Source organism: Micromonospora ferruginea (assembly GCF_013694245.2).
GTDB lineage: Bacteria > Actinomycetota > Actinomycetes > Mycobacteriales > Micromonosporaceae > Micromonospora > Micromonospora robiginosa.
In genome coordinates this window covers 2,881,313-2,900,039 of sequence record NZ_CP059322.2, presented here as the reverse complement: position 1 = coordinate 2,900,039, position 18,727 = coordinate 2,881,313, and the positions used below count along the sequence as shown (strand labels likewise).

17 protein-coding genes are annotated in these 18,727 nt (G+C 74.2%); 4 read left to right on the top strand and 13 right to left on the bottom strand.

The features are described 5' to 3' along the window. Positions 1-15: 15 nt before the first annotated feature. Positions 16-843 (top strand): PIG-L family deacetylase, encoded by an 828-nt coding sequence (locus tag H1D33_RS12300; RefSeq protein WP_181567936.1) that lies wholly within the window; start codon positions 16-18, stop codon positions 841-843. A gap of 19 nt (positions 844-862) precedes the next feature. Here H1D33_RS12300 and H1D33_RS12295 read toward each other — a convergent pair whose 3' ends face one another. Both H1D33_RS12295 and glnA read right to left on the bottom strand, forming a co-directional pair. Beyond that, positions 863-2,002: a carboxylate-amine ligase gene (locus tag H1D33_RS12295; protein ID WP_181567937.1), complete on the bottom strand. Its 1,140-nt coding sequence runs from the start codon at positions 2,000-2,002 to the stop codon at positions 863-865. Positions 2,003-2,160: 158 nt separating this feature from the next. Continuing rightward, positions 2,161-3,585: a type I glutamate--ammonia ligase gene (gene glnA / locus H1D33_RS12290; RefSeq protein WP_181567938.1), complete on the bottom strand. Its 1,425-nt coding sequence runs from the start codon at positions 3,583-3,585 to the stop codon at positions 2,161-2,163. A gap of 157 nt (positions 3,586-3,742) precedes the next feature. On the opposite strand from glnA, the gene H1D33_RS12285 reads away from it, so the two are divergent. From H1D33_RS12285 to H1D33_RS12275, 3 genes are read left to right on the top strand one after another with little or no spacing between them, the layout of a single operon-like run. Then, the gene (locus H1D33_RS12285; RefSeq protein ID WP_181567939.1) at positions 3,743-5,524 is read left to right on the top strand and encodes an N-acetylglutaminylglutamine amidotransferase; all 1,782 of its coding nucleotides are present in this window, start codon (positions 3,743-3,745) and stop codon (positions 5,522-5,524) included. A gap of 18 nt (positions 5,525-5,542) precedes the next feature. Continuing rightward, on the top strand, positions 5,543-5,806 hold the full coding sequence (locus H1D33_RS12280; protein ID WP_181567940.1) for a YegP family protein: 264 nt from the start codon (positions 5,543-5,545) through the stop codon (positions 5,804-5,806). A 50-nt stretch (positions 5,807-5,856) separates the two neighbouring features. Further along, positions 5,857-6,732: an alpha/beta fold hydrolase gene (locus tag H1D33_RS12275; protein ID WP_181567941.1), complete on the top strand. Its 876-nt coding sequence runs from the start codon at positions 5,857-5,859 to the stop codon at positions 6,730-6,732. Here H1D33_RS12275 and H1D33_RS12270 read toward each other — a convergent pair. The 11 genes from H1D33_RS12270 to H1D33_RS12220 form a co-directional block, all read right to left on the bottom strand. Further along, positions 6,672-7,415, bottom strand: coding sequence for an aspartate/glutamate racemase family protein (locus H1D33_RS12270; protein ID WP_181567942.1), 744 nt, complete (start codon positions 7,413-7,415; stop codon positions 6,672-6,674). The genes H1D33_RS12275 and H1D33_RS12270 overlap by 61 nt on opposite strands. Continuing rightward, entirely contained in the window at positions 7,415-8,692 is a 1,278-nt protein-coding gene (locus tag H1D33_RS12265; protein WP_181567943.1) for an NAD(P)/FAD-dependent oxidoreductase, read from the bottom strand. The genes H1D33_RS12270 and H1D33_RS12265 overlap by 1 nt, the downstream gene beginning before the upstream one ends. Positions 8,693-8,704: 12 nt before the next feature. Continuing rightward, positions 8,705-9,583: a family 3 encapsulin nanocompartment shell protein gene (locus tag H1D33_RS12260; protein ID WP_181567944.1), complete on the bottom strand. Its 879-nt coding sequence runs from the start codon at positions 9,581-9,583 to the stop codon at positions 8,705-8,707. A 14-nt stretch (positions 9,584-9,597) separates the two neighbouring features. Beyond that, positions 9,598-10,437: a class I SAM-dependent methyltransferase gene (locus tag H1D33_RS12255; RefSeq protein ID WP_181567945.1), complete on the bottom strand. Its 840-nt coding sequence runs from the start codon at positions 10,435-10,437 to the stop codon at positions 9,598-9,600. A gap of 31 nt (positions 10,438-10,468) precedes the next feature. Then, a complete protein-coding gene (locus H1D33_RS12250; protein ID WP_181567946.1) occupies positions 10,469-11,299 on the bottom strand; it encodes an SDR family NAD(P)-dependent oxidoreductase in 831 nt (276 codons plus the stop codon). Between the two features lie 5 nt (positions 11,300-11,304). Continuing rightward, positions 11,305-12,267 (bottom strand): sulfotransferase, encoded by a 963-nt coding sequence (locus H1D33_RS12245; RefSeq protein WP_181567947.1) that lies wholly within the window; start codon positions 12,265-12,267, stop codon positions 11,305-11,307. Next, on the bottom strand, positions 12,264-13,442 hold the full coding sequence (locus H1D33_RS12240) for an MFS transporter (protein ID WP_181567948.1): 1,179 nt from the start codon (positions 13,440-13,442) through the stop codon (positions 12,264-12,266). The genes H1D33_RS12245 and H1D33_RS12240 overlap by 4 nt, the downstream gene beginning before the upstream one ends. Beyond that, positions 13,439-14,752 carry a DegT/DnrJ/EryC1/StrS family aminotransferase gene (locus H1D33_RS12235; protein ID WP_181567949.1) on the bottom strand — a complete coding sequence of 438 codons (1,314 nt, stop codon included), beginning with the start codon at positions 14,750-14,752 and terminating at the stop codon, positions 13,439-13,441. The genes H1D33_RS12240 and H1D33_RS12235 overlap by 4 nt, the downstream gene beginning before the upstream one ends. A gap of 723 nt (positions 14,753-15,475) precedes the next feature. Continuing rightward, on the bottom strand, positions 15,476-16,210 hold the full coding sequence (locus H1D33_RS12230; RefSeq protein ID WP_181567950.1) for a protein kinase family protein: 735 nt from the start codon (positions 16,208-16,210) through the stop codon (positions 15,476-15,478). Between the two features lie 42 nt (positions 16,211-16,252). Then, entirely contained in the window at positions 16,253-17,254 is a 1,002-nt protein-coding gene (locus H1D33_RS12225; RefSeq protein ID WP_181567951.1) for an Acg family FMN-binding oxidoreductase, read from the bottom strand. Positions 17,255-17,417: 163 nt separating this feature from the next. Beyond that, positions 17,418-18,647, bottom strand: a complete 1,230-nt coding sequence (locus tag H1D33_RS12220; protein WP_181567952.1) for a PucR family transcriptional regulator — start codon at positions 18,645-18,647, stop codon at positions 17,418-17,420. Positions 18,648-18,727: the final 80 nt, after the last annotated feature.

Sequence of the window (18,727 nt, the reverse complement as noted above, 5' to 3'; positions counted from 1 at the left end):
TCGTATGGTGACGGGGTGGCAGAGCGATCCCTGACCCTGATGGCGGTGCACGCGCACCCCGACGACGAGGCGACGAGCACCGGCGGCATCCTCGCCCGCTATGCGGCGGAGGGCGTCACGACGGTGCTCGTGACGTGCACCGACGGCCGGTGCGGCGACGGGCCCGGCGGCGTCAAGCCGGGCGACGACGGGCACGACCCGCAGGCCGTGGTGGCGATGCGCCAGGCGGAGCTGGCGGCCAGTTGCGAGGCGTTGAAGGTCACCCACCTGGAGACGCTCGACTACGCCGACTCCGGGATGATGGGCTGGGCGACCAACGACGCGCCCGGCGCGTTCTGGAACACGCCGGTGGACGAGGCGGCCGACCGGCTGGCCGAGCTGATCCGGCGGCACCGCCCCGACGTGGTGGTCACCTACGACGAGAACGGCTTCTACGGCCACCCGGACCACATCCAGGCGCACCGCATCACGATGGCCGCGGTCGAGCGCACCGGCATCCCGGCGAAGGTCTACTGGACCACCGTGCCGCAGAGCGCGTTCCAGGAGTTCGGCAAGGTCATGCAGGAGATCGGGGTGGAGTTCCCCGAGCCGGACGCGGCCGACGAGATGCCGGCGCTGGGCCTGCCGGACGACGAGATCACCACCTGGGTGGACACCCGGGCGCACGGCGGGCAGAAGTTCGCCTCCCTGGCGGCGCACGCCAGCCAGGCGGAGAACATCTTCTTCCTGCGCCTGGGGCAGGAGCGGTTCACCGAGCTGATGGGGATGGAGACGTTCGTCCGGGTCCGCGACAGCACCGGCGCGCCGACACCGGAGGACGACCTGTTCGCCGGTCTGCGCTGACGGCACCGGGCCGGCCCGCTCAGGCCGCGACGGTCTGCGCGGCCAGGTGCGCGAGCACGGCGCGGACGTCGCCGCCGGTGTCGGCCATGAGTTGGCGTTGCCGGGTGGCGCCGGTGCCGGTGCGGCGCAGCCGGTCCACCTCGCGCAGCACCAGGTCCAGGTCGCCGTGGCGGCGCAGCGCGGGCGCGACGGCGACGATCAGGTCGTCGACGAGGTCCCACGCCGGCCGGGGCCGTCCGCTGCGCAGGTCGACCAGGTCGCCGTCGACCCCGTCGTGGGCGGCCCGCCAGTGCGCGGCGGCGACCAGGCAGTCGCGGATGCGGGGGGCGGGCACGCCGGCGTGGATCTCGTCGATCATGGTGGCGACGAGCGCCCGGACCAGCCCGGCGACGAGGACGGTGTCGTCGACGGTGGGGCAGACGTCGCCGACCCGGACCTCCACGGTCGGGTAGGCCGCCGACGGACGGGCGTACCAGTAGACCATCGCCGCGTCGAGCATGATCCCGGCGGTGATCAGGTCGCGCACCGTGGCGTCGTAGTCGGCGGCGGAGTCGAAGTGCGGCGTGGGGCCGATGCTCGGCCAGCGTTCCAACTGCATGGAGCGCCAGCTCGCGTGCCCGGTGTCCCGGCCGTCGTGCAGCGGGGAGTTCGTGGTGAGCGCCTGCACCACCGGCAGCCACGGCCGCAGGTGGTTGCAGACCTGCACGGCGAGTTCCCGGTCGGGCACGCCGACGTGGACGTGGCAGCCGCAGACGGCCGGGTCGTGCGCCACCGGCCCGAACCGGCGGGACATGTCGTGGTAGCGCTGTTCGTCGGGGACGGTGCGGTGGGCCTCGCAGACCGGGGTGGCGCCGACCGCGACGAGCCGCGCCCCGACGGCGTCGGCGGCGCGGGCGGCGGCGCGGCGCAGCGCGACGAGGTGCTCCCGCAACGCCGCGAGGTCCGGGCTGACCGGGGTGACCATCTCCACCATGCTGTGCCGGAACTCCTGCCGGCTCTGCTCGCGGGCGGTCCCGGACAGCGCGTCGCGGACCCGGTCGGCGACCGGCATGCTCTCCCCGGTCACCGGGTCGAGCAGCAGGAACTCCTCCTCCACCCCGAGGGTGAGGGTGGTGGGGGTCGCCGGGGTGGAGGTGGCGGTGGCGGGCCGCGGCCTCACCGACGACCTCCGCGTCGCACGGGTCCGTTCGGCGCGTCGTCGTTCGGCGGGGTCATGCCCTGACGGTACGAGGCCGACGACCTCCGAGCTGCCGTTTTGCGTCTACCACCGCCCCCGCGGGCGACCGGCGGGGGCGGTGGTGGACGGATGCCGCGGCGTCAGCAGTCGTAGTACATGGCGAACTCGTGCGGCGTGGGCCGCAGGCGCACCGGGTCGACCTCGTTGGCGTTCTTCCAGTCGATCCAGGTGGAGATCAGGTCGTCGGTGAAGACGCCGCCGTCGAGCAGGTAGTCGTGGTCGGCCTGGAGCGCCTCCAGCGCGTGCGACAGCGAGCCGGGGACCTGCTTGACGTCGCCCCACTCCTCCGGCGGGAGGTCGTAGAGGTCCTTGTCGATCGGGGCGGGGGGCTCGATCTTGCTCTTGATGCCGTCGAGCCCGGCCATGAGCATGGCGGAGAAGGCGAGGTAGACGTTTGCCGACGGGTCGGGAACGCGGAACTCGACGCGCTTGGCCTTGGGGTTGCTGCCGGTGACCGGGATGCGGGTGCACGCGGAGCGGTTGCGCTGGGAGTAGACCAGGTTGACCGGCGCCTCGAAGCCGGGCACGAGCCGCCGGTACGAGTTGACGGTCGGGTTGGTGAAGGCGAGCAGCGACGGCGCGTGGTGCAGCAGGCCGCCGATGTACCAGCGGGCGGTATCGGACAGGCCGGCGTAGCCGGTCTCGTCGTAGAACAGCGGCTCGCCGTTCAGCCACAGGCTCTGGTGCGTGTGCATGCCGGAGCCGTTGTCACCGAACAAGGGCTTGGGCATGAACGTGGCGGTCTTGCCGTTGGCCCACGCCTCGTTCTTGATCAGGTACTTGAAGAGCTGGAGCTGGTCGGCCGAGTGCAGCAGGGTGGAGAACCGGTAGTTGATCTCCGACTGCCCGCCGGTGCCCACCTCGTGGTGCGAGCGCTCGACCGTGAAGCCGGCGTCGACCATCCGGCGGACCATGTTGTCGCGCAGGTCGGCGTAGTGGTCGACCGGCGGCACCGGGAAGTAGCCGCCCTTGTAGGCGGTCTTGTAACCGCGGTTGCCGCCCTCCTCGACCCGGCCGGTGTTCCAGGCGCCCTCGATCGAGTCGATGTAGTAGAACGACTGGTGCGCCGACGTCTCGTGCCGGATCGAGTCGAAGATGTAGAACTCCGCCTCGGCGCCGAAGTAGGCGGTGTCCGCGATGCCGCTCGCCTCCAGGTACGCCTCCGCCTTCTTCGCCACGTTGCGCGGATCCCGGGAGTAGGCCTCGCGGGTGAACGGGTCGTGCACGAAGAAGTTCAGCGCGACGGTCTTCTGCTTCCGGAACGGGTCCACGAAGGCGGTGGCCACGTCCGGCAGCAGCAGCATGTCCGACTCGTGGATCGACTGGAAACCGCGGATCGACGAGCCGTCGAACGCGAGGCCGTCGGTGAAGACGCTGTCGTCGAAGGACTCGACCGGCAGGTTGAAGTGCTGCATCACGCCGGGCAGGTCACAGAAACGTACGTCGACGAACTTCACGTCCTCGTTCTTGAGGTAACGCAGGAGTTCCTCGGGATTGGCGAACACACGTCCTCCTGGCAGGCGTTGTTGATCTCCGGCCACGTCCCGTGGCCGGACCGCCCGGGGACGTGGCCCGTACGGCCACCGTACGACGGCTCGCCGTTCGCGGCTCGCCAACCGCCCATCCCGGGTTTCCTCCGTCACACGCCGGGTAGTCGCCGACATGTGCGGGATCAGCGGTGAGGCCCGCTTCGACGGGGCGACCCCGGACGCCGACGCGGTCGACCGGATGACCGAGGCCATGCGCTCCCGCGGCCCGGACGGCGAGGGCCGGTGGAGCGACGGCTGGGTGACGCTCGGGCACCGCCGGCTGACCGTCATCGACCTCTCCGAGGCCGGCGGTCAGCCGATGGCCCGCGACGACCTCGGCCTGGCCCTGGTCTTCAACGGTTGCGTCTACAACTATCCCGAGCTGCGCGACGAGCTGCGGGCCCTCGGGCACACCTTCCGGTCCACCAGTGACACCGAGGTCGTCCTGGTCGCGTACGCCCAGTGGGGTGAACGGTTCGTCGACCACCTGGTCGGCATGTTCGCCGTCGCGCTGGTGGACCGGCGGCGGCGCCGGCTCGTGCTGGCCCGCGACCGGTTGGGCGTCAAGCCGCTCTACCTCGCCGAGACCCCCGGCCGGCTGCGGTTCGCCTCCACGCTCCCGGCGCTGCTCGCGGCCGGCGACGTGGACACCGGCATCGACCCGGTGGCGCTGCACCACTACCTGTCCTGGCACTCGATCGTGCCGGCGCCGCGCACCGTCCTGCGCGGGATACGCAAGCTGCCCCCGGCCACCGTCCGGGTGGTGGAGGCCGACGGGCGGACCCGCGAGCACGTCTACTGGCGGCCCGAGTACCGGCGCGACCCGGCCCACGACGGCATGGACGCCCACGACTGGCGGGCCGCGATCGGCGACGCGCTGCGCACCGCGGTCCGCCGGCGGCTGGTCGCCGACGTGCCGGTCGGGGTGTTGCTCTCCGGCGGCCTCGACTCCAGCATGATCGTGGCCCTGCTCGACGGGGCCGGGCAGCACCACCTGCAGACGTTCAGCATCGGCTTCGACAGCCGCGGCGACGAGGCCGGCGACGAGTTCCACTACTCCGACCTGGTGGCCCGCGCGTTCGACACCGACCACCACCGCATCCGTCTCGCCGACGGCGACCTCGGCCCGGCGGTACGCGCCACCGTGGCGGCCATGACCGAGCCGATGGGCAGCCACGACGTGGTGGCGTTCCACCTGCTCAGCGAGCAGGTCGCCCGGCACGTGAAGGTGGCCCAGTCCGGGCAGGGAGCGGACGAGGTCTTCGCCGGCTACGGCTACCACCACCGCCTCGCCGAGGCGGCCCGCGCCGACGCCGCCGCCGAGTTCACCGCCGCGTTCTTCGACCGGGACCACGCCGGGCTGAACCGGGTGGTCGACCCGGCGTACGCCTGCGACGCCGACGTCAGCGGCGATCTGGTCGCCGCCGACCTGGCCGCGCCGGGCGCTCAGACCGCGGTGGACGCGGTGCTGCGCCTCGACACCCACCTGATGCTCCCCGACGACCCGGTCAAGCGGGTGGACAGCATGAGCATGGCCTGGGGGCTGGAGGTGCGCACGCCCTTCCTCGACCAGGACCTGGTGATGCTGGCCGCCGCCTGCCCGCCCGAGCACAAGCTGGCCCAGGGCGGCAAGGGCGTGCTCAAGGAGGTGGCCCGCGAGGTGCTGCCGGCCGAGGTGATCGACCGGCCCAAGGGCTACTTCCCGGTGCCGGCGCTGCGCAACGTCGACGGGCCCGTGCGAGAGTTGGTGGTGGAGGCCCTGGGCGCGCCCGAGGCACGCCGGCGCGGCCTGTTCCGCCGCGCGTACGTCGACGAGCTGCTCGCCGAGCCGGACCGGGCACAGGCGGCCGCCGGCAGCAACAAGCTGTGGCAACTGGGCCTGCTGGAGCTGTGGTTGCAGTCCCACGGCGTCTGAATCGGCGGGAGGAGCGCGGTGAAGTTCGTCATCGAGAGCGAGACCGACGGCCGGGTGGGGTTCACCGTGCTGGGCGGCGACGGGCAGGTGCTCGCCACCGGCCGGCCCTGCCCGGACAAGGGGTCCGCGCTGGCCGCCATCGGCGAGCTGATGCACGGGCTGGGCGACGCCTGCATCGAGGACCGCACCGAGGCCACCGCCCCGCCGGCGCCGACCGCGACCAGCGAGATCGGCGGCGGCGACATGTCCGCCATCGGCCGCTCCGGCATCCCCCCGGTCTGACCGCCGCGCCCGCCCCGAGGATGTCGTATCCGGGTCGTAGGGTCGGCGGCATGACGACGACCCGGACCCACACGCTCGCCGTGCCCGGCGCCGACCTGGTCTACGACGTGCGCGGCCCGCTCCCGCCGTCCGACGGCCGCCCGGTGCTGCTCATGATCGGCCAGCCGATGACGGCGGAGGGTTTCGCCGCGCTCGCCGCGCTCGTCGCCGACCGCACCGTGGTCACCTACGACCCGCGCGGCCTGGGCCGCAGCCGGCGCACCGACGGCCGGTCCGACCACACCCCGCAGCAGCAGGCCGCCGACCTGCACCTGCTGATCGAGGCGCTCGGCGCGGGCCCGGTCGAGGTCTTCGGCAGCAGCGGCGGCGCGGTCACCGGGCTGGAGCTCGTCGCCACCCACCCGGGCGACGTCGTCACGCTGGTCGCGCACGAGCCGCCGATCAACGCGGTGCTCCCCGACGCGGCGCACGCCGAGCGGGCCCGGGCCCGCTTCCACGACGCCTACCGGGCCAGGGGCTCCGGCGCGGGCATGGCCGACTTCATCGGTATGACGTCCTGGCAGGGCGAGTTCACCGACGCCTACTTCGACCGGCCGGCCGCCGACCCGGCGGCGTTCGGCCTGCCCGCCGACGACGACGGCACCCGCGACGATCCGCTGCTGTCGAAGAACTCGTGGGCGGTCACCGACTACCGACCCGACCCGGCCCGGCTCACCGCCGCACCGACCCGCATCGTGGTCGCGGTCGGCGAGGAGTCCGCCGGCACCTACACCGCGCGCACCGCGCTGGGCACGGCGGCGCTGCTCGGGCAGGAGGCGGTGGTGTTCCCCAGCCACCACGGCGGCTTCCTCGGCGGGCACGCCGGCTACGCCGGCAAGCCGGCCGAGTTCGCCGCCCGGCTCCGCGAGGTCCTCGCCGGATCGTAGGGCCGTCGGGTGAGCGTCGCGTGGGCCATCGTGGTCAGCGTGACGATGTCGAACACCGGCACCCGCAGCCGCGCCTGGATCCGGTGGGCGAACGGCACCAGGTCGGTGCACTCGATCACCAGCGCGCCCAGGTCCGGATGGGCCCGCGCGAGCGCGTCCACCCGGCCGTCCACCTCCGCGGCCAACCGGTCCACGTCGAGCGCGTCGCGCCGCCCCTGGAGCATCACTTCGCGGAACTCCGGCTGCCCGGCCATCCCGGTGACCGCCACCGGCACGTCCGCCGCGCCCACCGCGGCCAGGTGCCGTGCGGTCAGCGCCGCCTCGTCGGCGACCAGCAGCCCGACGGTGCGCCCGACCATCCGGTGCACCATCGGCACCTGGAGCAGGCTGGACGACCACAGCGGCACGTCCACCGCGGCGGCCAGCTCGGCCTGGAACAGCACCAGGAAACCGCACGCCCCGGTGATGCCGGCGACCCCGGCAGCCTGCAGGTCGCGGGCGGCGGCGACGAACGGCTCCAGCAGCGTCGGGTCGGCCTCGCGCACCAGCCGCTGCGGGGTGGCGCCCTCGACCACCCGGTAGCGCACCGGGAAGTCGAACGTCGCCGGGTTGCGGATGTGCCCGGGGATCTTGTCGAAGCTGGTGTCGAGGCAGAGCACCCCGATCTCCGGCCGGTCGTCCATCAGATCCCCCTCCGGAAGCGGTCCAGGGCGAACGTCCGCGCCGGCAGCGCCGGCTCGGTCCCGCTGACGATCTGGGCCAGCAGTTCCCCGCCGGCCGGTGCCAACCCCATCCCGATGTGCCCGTGGCCGGTGGCCACGCTGACGTTGTCGAAGCCGCCGGCCCGGCCGATCAGCGGCAGGCTGTCCGGCGTGCACGGACGCAGGCCGCTCCACACGTCCAACCGCCGGTCGGTCTCCAGCGCCGGCAGGTAGCGCCGGGCGGTGTGCAGGATCCCGTCCACCCGCCGTGGTGACACCGAGGCGTCCAGGCCGGACAGCTCCAGCGTGCCGCCGATCCGGACCCGGTCACCGAGCGGCATCACCGCGACCTTGCCCTCGCTGAGCAGCACCGGCCGGGTGGGCGTGCCCGGGCCGGCCGGGACGGTGACCGTGTAGCCCTTGGCCGGTTGCAGCGTCAACCCCACGCCGAGCATCCGGGCGCAGGCCGTCGACCACACCCCGGCGGCGATCACCACCTCGGCCGGGCGCAGGTCGCCCCGGGCCGTCCGCACGGCGCGCACCCGCCGGCCGGTCACCTCGAAGTCGCGTACCTCGGCGCCGGTGACGATGTCCACGCCGCGGGCCCGCAACGCGTCGGCGAGGGCCACCAGGAACGCCGGGATGCGCAGCGCGGCGCCCTCCTCGTTGAGCAGGGCGCCGGCCACCGCGAAGTCGACCCCCGGCTCCAGCCGGGCCAGCTCGGCGCGGTCCAGGTCGCGCAGCGGCACCCCGCGCGCGGTCGCCGCCGGGATCGTCCTGCGCGCCCGCGCGTACCCCTGCTCGGTGTGGCAGGCCAGGATCATGCCGCGTTCGGTGAGCGTGCCGGCCAGCCCGTCGGCGGCGCAGATCTCGCGCAGCAGCGCGAGGCTGCGTTGCTTGAGCGCGAGCAGCGTCTCGAAGCCGGCGCGCGCGTGCCGTTCGGTGCAGTGCCGGCGGAAGTGCCACAGCCAGGCCAGCAGCGCGCCGTCCAGGCGTGGCTTGACCGAGAACGGGCTCTCCGGGCTGAACAGCCAGCGGACCCCCTTCGCCGGCACCCCGGGCTCGGCCAGCGGCGCCGAACCCTGGGTGCCGACGAAACCGGTGTTCCCGGCCGAGCAGGCCGCCGGGTCGCCGACCTCGCCCCGGTCCACCACCGTGACGGTGTGCCCGGCGCGGCTCAGGAACCAGGCGCAGCACAGCCCGACCACGCCGGCGCCGATGACCAGCACGTCGGGGTCGCGGCGGTCGGAGGTCGTCATCGTCGCCGCCGGTCAGAGCGTGACGACGAAGAAGCAGGTGGGCAGGTTCACCACGACCCGCTCCCAGATCTCGGCGCGCAACGCCACCCCCGGCTCGGCGAACGTGCCCGGCGGCGGTTCGGCGAAGCCGATCCGGGACCGGCCGGCGTCGAACAGCAGCGCGCCGTGGCCGAAGTCGCCGACGATCGCGGTGCCCGGGTCGACCAGGCGGGTACGCACGATGAAGACGCCGTTGTCCTCCACGTCGCGCATCAGCGAGCCGCTGCCGAGCAGCCGGTAGTAGTCGGCCGGGTTGATGATCAGCCCGTCGGCGGTGCTGCCCATCTGCTCGACCTCGTTGCAGGCGGACAGGATGGTCGAGCCGAACGGCCCCGGGTCGGTGAGCCGACCCAGGTCCGGCATGCCCAGCAGCCCGCCCTCGCCGCGCAGGATGGTGTGGTTCTCGGCGGTGGCCAGCCGCACCACCAGCCGGTAGTCGACGAACTGGGCGAAACTGACCGGGTCCTCCCAGAGGGTGTCCGGCACCTGCACCCACGCGGTGGTGGTGAGCAGCGGCGGGATGGGGGAGCGGTGGAAGTGGTTGGCCGCCTCCCGGCGCAGGTCGGCGCCGTCGACCGCCGGGTCCCCCTCGCGGGGCGGGCTCTCGTGCCAGTAGAACTCCTGCGGGTCCTCCGACAGGTTGACCACCTTCAGCACGTTCCGCGACGGGTAGCGGGGCTTGCGGCGGGAACTGGTCAGCGAGTCGGTGATCGTGACGTCGTAGTCGACGCTGGTGTCGAAGCCGTCCTTGGCGAACGCCTCGACGAACAGCCCGCCGGGCGACATCTGCGTCTTGCGCGCGGCGACCACCTCGGCGATGGTCCGCTTCACGGTGTCTACGGGTTGCGGCATCTGGTGTCCCTTCCTCAGGCCGGCTTGCGGGCGACGAACATGCCCCAGCCGAACTCGCCCCGGTCGATGGCCGCCTGGATCTCGTCGCAGGAGTCGGCGAAGTTCCCGATCCAGGTCCGCGCCGCCTCATCGGTCGTGGCCGCGGCGCGTTCGCGGGCGGTGCGGCCCAGCACCCGGTACGTCTGGCGGATGTGCGCGTCGAGGCTGCGCGCCACCACGTCCACGAACCCGGCCTCGATCAACGCCTCGCGGTAGCCGTCCAGCGAGTAGCCGCCGTTCCACCGCACCCGGTCGTAGACGTGTCGGCGGGCCGCCTCGCCGATCCGCTCGGTCGGCTGGAGGAAGTCGGAGACGGCCAGCACCCCGCCCGGGGCGAGCACCCGGAACATCTCGGCGTGGCTACGCGGCTTCTCGGGCACCAGGAACAGCGCGTCCTGGCTGACCACGTGCGTGAACGTGCCGTCGGCGTACGGCAGGGCGGTGGCCGAACCGTGCCGGAACGTCACGTCCAGCCCGGCGCCACGCTCGGCGCGCCGCTGCTCGGCGAACCGGATCCGCTCGATGCTCAGGTCCAGCCCTTCGCCCCGGCACCCGGTGCGCGCGGCCAGCCGCAGCAGGAAGTTGCCGCAGCCGCACCCGACGTCGAGCACCCGCGACGACGCGTCGATCCCGGCGTCGTCGGCGAGGATGTCCGAGGTCCGGTCCGCCGCCGCGTGGTAGTCGGCGTCGTCGTCGCCGGCGAAGTAGCCGGTGTGCAGCACGCCCTCGCTGTCCCAGAAGCTGAGGTACGTCTGCGTGGTCTGGTCGAAGAACTCGGAGACGTCGCGCTCGGTGAACTGGCTGGTCGTGGACATGGGCACTCCCTTGTGCGGCGGTCGGGTGGACTCAGGCGTAGGTGTCCTTGCGGACCCCGGTCAGGTGCGGCAGGTCGGGGCCGGTGGCGGCGGCGCCGCCGTCGATCAGGTGCACGCCGGCGGTCACGTACGACGCCCGCTCGCTGGCCAGGAACGCGGCCAGCGCGGCCACCTCCTCGGGGCGGGCCAGCCGGCCGACGGCGCTGTGATGGCCCATCGCGGCCAGCCGGGCCTCCACGTCGCCGTCGTCGCCGGCCAGCCGGGCCGCCGCGCGTTCCATCGGCGGGGTACGCACCCCGCCGGGCGCGAGCACGTTCACGGTGATCCCGTCCCGGCCCACGTCCACCGCGAGCCCCTGGGCGAAGCGGACCAGCGCGGCCCGGGTCACCCCGGACAGCACCAGCGGGCCGATCGGCACGCAGGCGGTCTCGGACGCGACCAGCAGCAGCCGGCCCCGGCCCGCGGCGCGCATGTGCGGCACCGCGGCCAGCGACAGCGCGACCGCGGGCAGCAGCACCCGGTCGACGGCCGCCCGGTAGTCGTCGGTGTCGAAGCCGGTGGCGGTGCCGATCGGCGGGCTGCCGCCGCTGGCCAGCAGCACGTCCACGCCGCCGAGGTCGATGGCGGCGTCGTCGACCCAGCGGGCGGCGGCGTCGGTGTCGGTGAGGTCCACGCCGGTCGCGCTGACCCGCCCGGTCGCCACCGCGCCCAGCTCCCGAACGGCGGCGGCGAGGCGGTCCGGGTCGCGCCCGCAGACCGCCACGTGCGCGCCCTCGGCGGCGAACTCCTTCGCGCAGGCCAGCCCGATGCCGCTGGTGCCGCCGGCGACCAGCGCCACCCGACCCTTGAGCCCCAGATCCACGTCCGTCACCCTCCCGTCTCGCCGACGCGGGTCGCCGCGCCGGTGGTCCCGGCCGGCCGGCCGGACCGGTAGCCGTAGCGGGTGGACTGCGGCCAGGCCAGCGCCGCCACGGCGAGGCGCTGCCGGCCGGTCAGCGTCCGTCGCCACCCGTCGTCGGTGTCCCGGATGACCGTCGCGCCGGTGCGGAACCGGTCCGGGTTGCCGGTCACCGTGTGGTTGCCGCGCAGCTCGACGGTCCGGTCGCGGACCGGGTTGCCGCCCGGGTCCGCGCCGACGAGCCGCAGCAGGGCGTCCACCGTGCCCGCCGGGTCGGCGGTGAAGTCCTCGTAGCGCAGGAACGTCGACCGGTCGGGGTGCCGGCGGTTGATCGCCGCCGAGGCCAGGTTGAACCCGTGCCAGTACGCGGTGCTGCGCGCCGCCGACATGGCGTACACGTAGTCCTTCGGCTCCCGCCAGGAGTGCGCCACCGCGCGCGGGTCGCGCACCAGGTGCAGCCAGTACGGCTCGACGCCGGGCACGTGCGGCAGCAACGCCGACTCGCCGGGAATCTTGGTGCTGTCCACGATGACCCGGGCGCCGGTGCGCGCGGCGATCTCCCGGTAGACCGCGCCGAGCAGGTCGGCGTGCGCGCGGGTGTCCGCGTCGTACGCGCCCCGGCGCAGCACCCGCCAGGTGTGCCGGGTCCGCAGCCCGGCGCGTTGCCGCCGGATCACCTCGGCGGCGTGCGCGTCCGGGGACGTCCCGGCCGGTCGGCCGACCGGCAGCACCGCCGACCACAGCGGACAGGCGGTCAGCGCCGCCCCGCAGCCGCACCTGTCGTTGACCCCACGGCCGGTGGAGTTCTTCCACAGGAAGTGCAGTTCGCCGACGTGCACCACGCCGGGCGCCTCACCGAGGACGTTGCCGATGATGGTGCTGCCGTTGCGACACCACCCGGTGACGCTGAGCACGGTCACGGGAGCATTCACGCGCGAACCTCCACGGGCTGCCCGACGGCGACCGGCTTGCCGATGCGCAGCGCCATGGCGGCGGCCACGATCGCGCCGGCCGCGCCGGCCACGAACACCGCCGGGTAGCCGAACCCGGCGGCGACCAGGCCGGTCGCCGGCCCCCACACCGCCAGCCCGAGATCCCAGAACGAGGTGTACGCCCCGATCGCTGCGCCCTGCCGCGCCGGGTCGGTGCGGTTCATCACCATCAGCGCCAGCGACGGGTGCAGTAGCGAGAACCCGACGCCCATCACCACCGCGCCGGCCACCGCGACCGGCAGGTTCGGCGCGACCGCGATGACCAGCAGCCCGACCGCCTCGCCGACCCCGCACCAGGTGGCCACCCGGCGCGGGCCGAGCCGGTCGGGCAGGTGCCCGATGACCAGCCGGGTGCCGGCGTAGACCGCGCTGAAGCAGCTCAGCACCACCACGCCGTGGCCGATCCCGCGCTCGTCCAGGTGCAGCACCACGAACGCGGCCAGTCCGGCGTACCCGGCGGCGCCGAACGTCAGCGCCACGCCGGGCAGCAGCGCGGGGCGCAGCAGCAGCCCGCCGCCCTTCGCCGCCGGCGCGGTACGCGGTGGCGCCGGCACCAGCGCGACGAGCGCCGCGCCGACGGCCGGGGCGGCCGCGCTGAGCACCCACACCGCCGGGTACCCGGCCTGCTGCACGGTCGCACCGAGGAACGTGCCGGCGGAGATGCCGCCCCACATGCTCACCCCGTACAGGCCGATGAGCTGGCCGCGCCGGTGGTGCGGGGCGAGCTGGACGATCCACACCGCACCGGCGGTGAACAGGGCCGCCTCACCGGCGCCGAGCAGCAGCCGGACCGCCACCAGCGCCGGCACACCCAGCGGCGCCAGGTACAGCAGCCCGCCGGCGGCCACCACCAGCGCCCCGGTCAGCATCACGGTGCGGTGGCCGTACCGGTCGGCGAGCGCCCCCGCGACCGGCCGGACCAGCAACGCGGTCACCGCGGTCACGGTGACCACGACGCCGACGGTGAGGTCGCCCGCGCCGTGCCGCTCCCGCAGGAACCCGGGCAGCACCGGGATGACCGCGGTCAGCCCGAGGTAGCCGGCGAACAATCCGCCGAGCAGCCCGACCAGCGCGAGCCGGGGCAGCGGCTGCTCCTCGGTGGCCGCGCCGCTCACGGCCGCGCCAGCGCGGCGTCGCGGGCGTCGGCCACCTTGCGGACCGCGCGGACCAGGTCGTCGCAGTCGTCCGGGGTGAGGTTGGACGACAGCGGCACGTCGACGGTCTCGGTGAGCAGCCGCGCGGTGCGCGGCAGCATCGCCCGGACCTCCCCGGGGTCGGCGCTGTCGTAGAGGAAGCGCCAGTTCCAGAACGCCCGGACGTTGAGGTCGTCGTCCGCGCCGATGTTGCGCGCGTCGATCCCCTCCGCCCGCAGCGCCCGGGTGAACCACCCCGCGTCGCCGCCGGGCACGCGGAACAGGAACGCCTCCCCGAGGTACGCCCCGGGCGCGACCGGCCGCCGCGCCACGATGCCGGGCACGTCGGCCAGGGCCCGGGAGACGTGCGCGTAGTTGCGGTGGAACAGCGCCAGCCGCTGCGGCAGCCGGGTCAGCTCGGCCCGCAGCAGGGCGGCCCGGATCTCGTCCATCCGCAGGCTGAGCAGGGGCAGGTCCAGGCCGGTGAGCGTCGGCTCGCCCGCCGGGAAGTGCCGCCGCAGCCGCCCCTCGTACGCCCCGGACAGCGCGACCGCCCGGGCGAAGAGCGTGCTGTCATCGGTGACCAGGAAGCCGCCCTCACCGCAGTTGAGCGCCTTGTCGGACTGGGTGCTGAACGCCCCGGCCGCCCCGAACGTGCCGAGCTTGCGGCCGTTGAGTTCCGCGCCGAGCGCCGGTACGGCGTCCTCGATCAGCGGCACGCCCATCTCGGCGGCGAAGGCGGCGAGCGCCTCGACGTCGGCGGCGAACCCGCGCATGTGCACCACCATGACCGCGCGGATGTCGGGCCGCCACCGCCGGCGCAGGTCGTCGAGGTCCATCCGCAGGTCGTCGTCGACCTCGACCAGGAATGGCCGGCAGCCGGCCAGCACAATGGCGCTCGGCGTGGCGACAAAAGTGAATCCGGGGCAGGCGACCAATGAGCCGGCCGGCACTCCGGCGCCCATCAGGGCGAGGGCGAGCGCGGCGGTGCCGCTGGAAACCGCGAGAGCGTGCCGGGTGCCGAAATAGCGGCACAGTTCGTCCTCGAATCGGCCGCATTCGGTCTCGTTCTGCGGCCGGTGGTCGTATCGGAAGTAGAGATGACTGCGGATGGCCCGAATTGCGGCGTCCTCGTCCTCGGCGTGTACGAATACCGCGCCTTTGTCGTAGGTGGGCCACGGCGTGCGCCGGACCGGCCGTCCGCCGTGCAGGGCGAGCTGTCTTTCCAGCTCAGCGCCGTGCGAAGCCGGCCTCGGCCGACTCGGGGCGGGAGCGTCGTTGTTCCCGTTCACCGGCGGACTCCTCGGGCGAGCGGTGGCAATTCCTATCCGATCGATAGGATTTACCGGGCGCGCGCCGGGCACGATTGCCCGGCGGAATCTCGCGGTCCCGGCGCGATCCCGTCGAGGGGTGGGAAATGCCACCAGATCCGACATTGGCATGCGGTGGATCCAGTGACCATCATGATTGTCCTCCGGATCGCCACCGTCAACATCTCGAAGAATGGTTGCTGACAGTGACAGTGGACAATAAGGAACTGTCCCTCGTGGTGCGTGCCGCGCCGGTCGGCTCGTCCCGCCGCACCCGCTCGTGCCGCCGCTCTTGTCGTCGCACCTCCCCGCCCCTCGGGCGCGCGGCCCGTCGGCCCCGGCCGGCCCGCGTCGACCCTCGTCGGTCGGTGACGGATTGTGAGCGGGAGGGCGGGCCGACGACCCCTCGCCCCACTGCCTTTGCTCTGCAGCCGCGGACGCATCGGTGACGCACGGCCACCGCTGCGCGGATGGCTGCAGAGCAAAGGCAGCGAGCGCCGCACCCTGCCGGAACGACGTATTCCCGGGCAATGCCTGGTCAGGGAGGCTTTGCATCGAACGCGCGCCGTTGACATGCAGGCGGACGTCCGTCACCCCACGTGACCGCTCCGGCGGCGTACCCTTCCTCACCGAGCGTCACCGGACCGGGGTCGTCGGCCGACCGGCGGAGACCGGCGCGCCGGCGGGCGGCGCGGCGACCGGCCGTCAGGCGTTCCGCCAGGCCTTGACCAGCTCGGGCACGGACGCGTACCGCGCGCCCGGGTCGGCCCGGGTGGCCCGCTCCACGACCGCCGCGGCGCGGTCGCCGCCGCGCCAGCCCGACGGCCCGTCGAGCAGGTGGTGCAGCGTGCGGCCCACCGCGTGGACGGTCGTGCGCTCGTCGATCACCGCGCCCCGGGTCAGCTCCTCCGGCGAGAGGTAGCGGCGGGAACCGGGCAACCGCTCGGAGTCCAGGACGAACGGGCCCGGCCGGTACTCGTCCAGGTCGATCAGCCGCATCCGGCGCGCGTCGAAGTCGTAGAGGAAGCATCCGTCGTACAGGTCCACCGCGACGTAGCCAGCCGCGCTGACGGCCAGGTGGGCGTCGAGGATCACCGCCAGGGCCGCGCGCACCTCGGCGACCGGGAGGCGCTGGAAGCGGGCCAGGCCGGTGCGGTCCGAGCCGTGCACGGTGGCGTGATTGAGCACGGTGCCGTCGCACCACGGGTACACCAGCGTGGGCCCGTCGGTGCCGTCGCGCACCAGTTCCGGCCGGACGATGCCCGGGTGCCGGACGGCGGCATGCAGGCCGAGGACCCGGGTGAGCGAGGCCCGCGCCTGCGGTGTCCGGGCCCGCTTGACGAACCAGCGCCGGCCCGCCGCCCGCACACCGTAGGAGACGCACCCGGAGTCCTGGTCGCCGAAGACCACGAACGCGTCGGCCGGGTCGAACGCGAACACCCACCCAGGCTAGCGCCGGGGCAGCGGCGTCCGGGCGGATGTTCACCCCGGCGTGACCACCTCGATGACGTCGGCCGGCGTGCGGCGTGGCGCCGGCGGCAGATCCTCGTCCGGCCCCCAGCCGACCCGCACCACCAGGTAGGGGTCGCCGATGCCGGCGAGCAGGTCACGCATCATCCGGCGCGGCCAGGCCAGCTCGATCGCATCGCTGAGCGGCGCGCCGGCCAACCCCTCGGCGGTCGCGGTGAGCAGCAGCGCCGACAGTGCCTCGCCGCCGCGCAGCCAGGCCCGCGGCTCGTCCCGGTCGCCGAACAGGATCAGGTACGCCGCGCCGCGGTCGAAGTCCGCGCCGGCGGTCAGCCCGGCCGCCCCGCCGGGTGCGTGGTCGCGCAGCGGGACGCGCCGGGGCGCCGGCCGGACCGCGGTGGTCGTGGGCACGCCGTCGCCGCTGCCCGCCGGGCGGTTCGTCCACCGGCGCAGCTCCTCCCGGTACGCCGGGTCGGCCAGCTCCGCGTCTGCGGCGCGACCGGTGGACACGGCCAGCATCGGCATCTGGTCCGGGCGGACCACGTGCAGGTGCGCGCCCTGCGCCTCGACGGCGTCGGTGAGCCGGGTCAGCACCCACTCGGGGACCGGCCGGTCGCCGTACGCGCGTCGGTCGGTACGGCGGCGCGGGATCGCCTCGACCAGCCGCAGCGCCGCCACGTCCAGCGCGGTCGGGCCGGTGGCGCGCAGTCGCGCCAGCAGCGTCGGGTCGGCCGGGTCGGGCAGCCGCTCGACGGTGACCGCCCAGCCGGCGGCGGCGAGCGACACCCGGGCGTGGTGCAGGGCCGCGCCGCAGCTCAGGATCAGCAGCCGGCCGTCCGGGTCGGTGTGCGCGAGTTGCCGGTCCGGGTCGGCGCGCAGCTCCAGCGTGTCCGCGTCGACGCGCCACCGCCACGGCTGGGTGTTGAACACCGAGGGGGCGTGCAGGGATTGCCGGGCGGCCGCCTCCAGCACCCGTACCGCCGGATTCTGCTGCGTGCGGGTCGATGACCGGTCCATGGCGGCGCCTCCTCGTTGCTCGTCCCCCTTCCGAGGCTGCCCGCTGCCGGCGCGAGGGCACAGGGCCGGAGGACCCGGTCCACCCGAGCCCTGCGACCCGGGTGGCCCGGGTGGCCCGGGTGGCCCGGGTGGTTAAGCGGGGGCCCCTGCTTTACCGGGAGCGTTAAGCGGGGGCCCCGCCTTGCTCCGGGGGAACGGCGAGGGCGATGGTCAGGTCGAGGACCGTGGCGGGGTCGTGCAGGCGGTCGCCGAACAGCTCCCGCAGCTTGCCCATCCGGTAGCGGACGGTCTGCGGGTGCACGAACAGGTCCGCCGCCACGTCGTCGCGGCGTCCCTGGTGCAGCAGCCACGACCGCAGCGTCTCGGCGAGGCGGTGCGCGGTGGCCGGCGGCAGCGCGGCGAGCGGGGCCAGGGCCTGGGTACGCAGGTCGGCCAGCGCCTCCGGGTCCATGCTGAGCAGCAGCGCGGCGAGGTGCCGCTCGGTGTCGACCGGCCCGGCGTCCGCCTCGCCGAGGCCGAGCGCGAGGGCCCTCGCGGCCCGCTGGTAGGAGGTGGCGACCCGGTGCCAGGGGCGGGCCGGGCCGAGCACCGCCCGGTGGCCGTGCAGCAGCCGGACCAGTTGCCGGCGCCGGCCGCCGTGCGCGTCCGGCACCAGCAGCACCACCATCTCCTCGGCCGGGCGCATCCCGGGCAGGTCCTCGCCGCTCTCCAGCGTCTGCGGGCCGAGCAGAGCGAGCACCGCGCGCAGGTGCCGGCGGGGCAGCAGCACCACGGTCAGCGTCTGCGGCGGCGGCCAGTCGGCCCGCTCCGCGCTGCGCCGCAACGACTCCTCCGGCTCGCCGGCCAGCAACTGCCGGGTGAGCCGTTCCAGGTCCCGGCGGCGTACCCGGCCGGCGCTGACCAGCTCGTCGGCGTGCCCGGCCACGCTGGCCGCGGACAACTCGTCGATGTAGGCGAACATCAGCTCGGCGAACTCGGCCACCGTCTCGGCGGCCAGCCCGCTGCGCACGGTGGTGGTGGACACCTCCCGCCAGGCCACCCGGGCGCCCACCCGGTACGCGGCCAGCAGCGCGTCCATGCTCCGCCCGGCGCGCGCCTCGCCGCTGCCCAGCGCGTACGCGGCCTCCAGCGCCGGGGCCAGCGGAGTGCTCGGGTCGAACGCCTGGGTACCCTCGATGAGCTGGAGGAACGTGCCGAGCGCGATGCGTACCGCGTTCTCGATCTTCTCGCGCATGGTGCCGGTGAGCGCGCCGGAGTAGTCCGGCACCTCGGCGGTGATCGCGGTGACCGTCCGCTCGGCGACCATCGGCAGCCGGCCGCGCAGCATCGCCGCCACCTCGGCGTCGAGATCGAGATGGGCGGCGCGCGGCCCGGTCCCGGTCCCCTGCGTCATCTTGTTCCCTCCGAACAAAAACCTGTGGCCGTTTCACCTTTGCCGGTCAAGATGTTATGCGATCCCGCAGCCACGCTGGT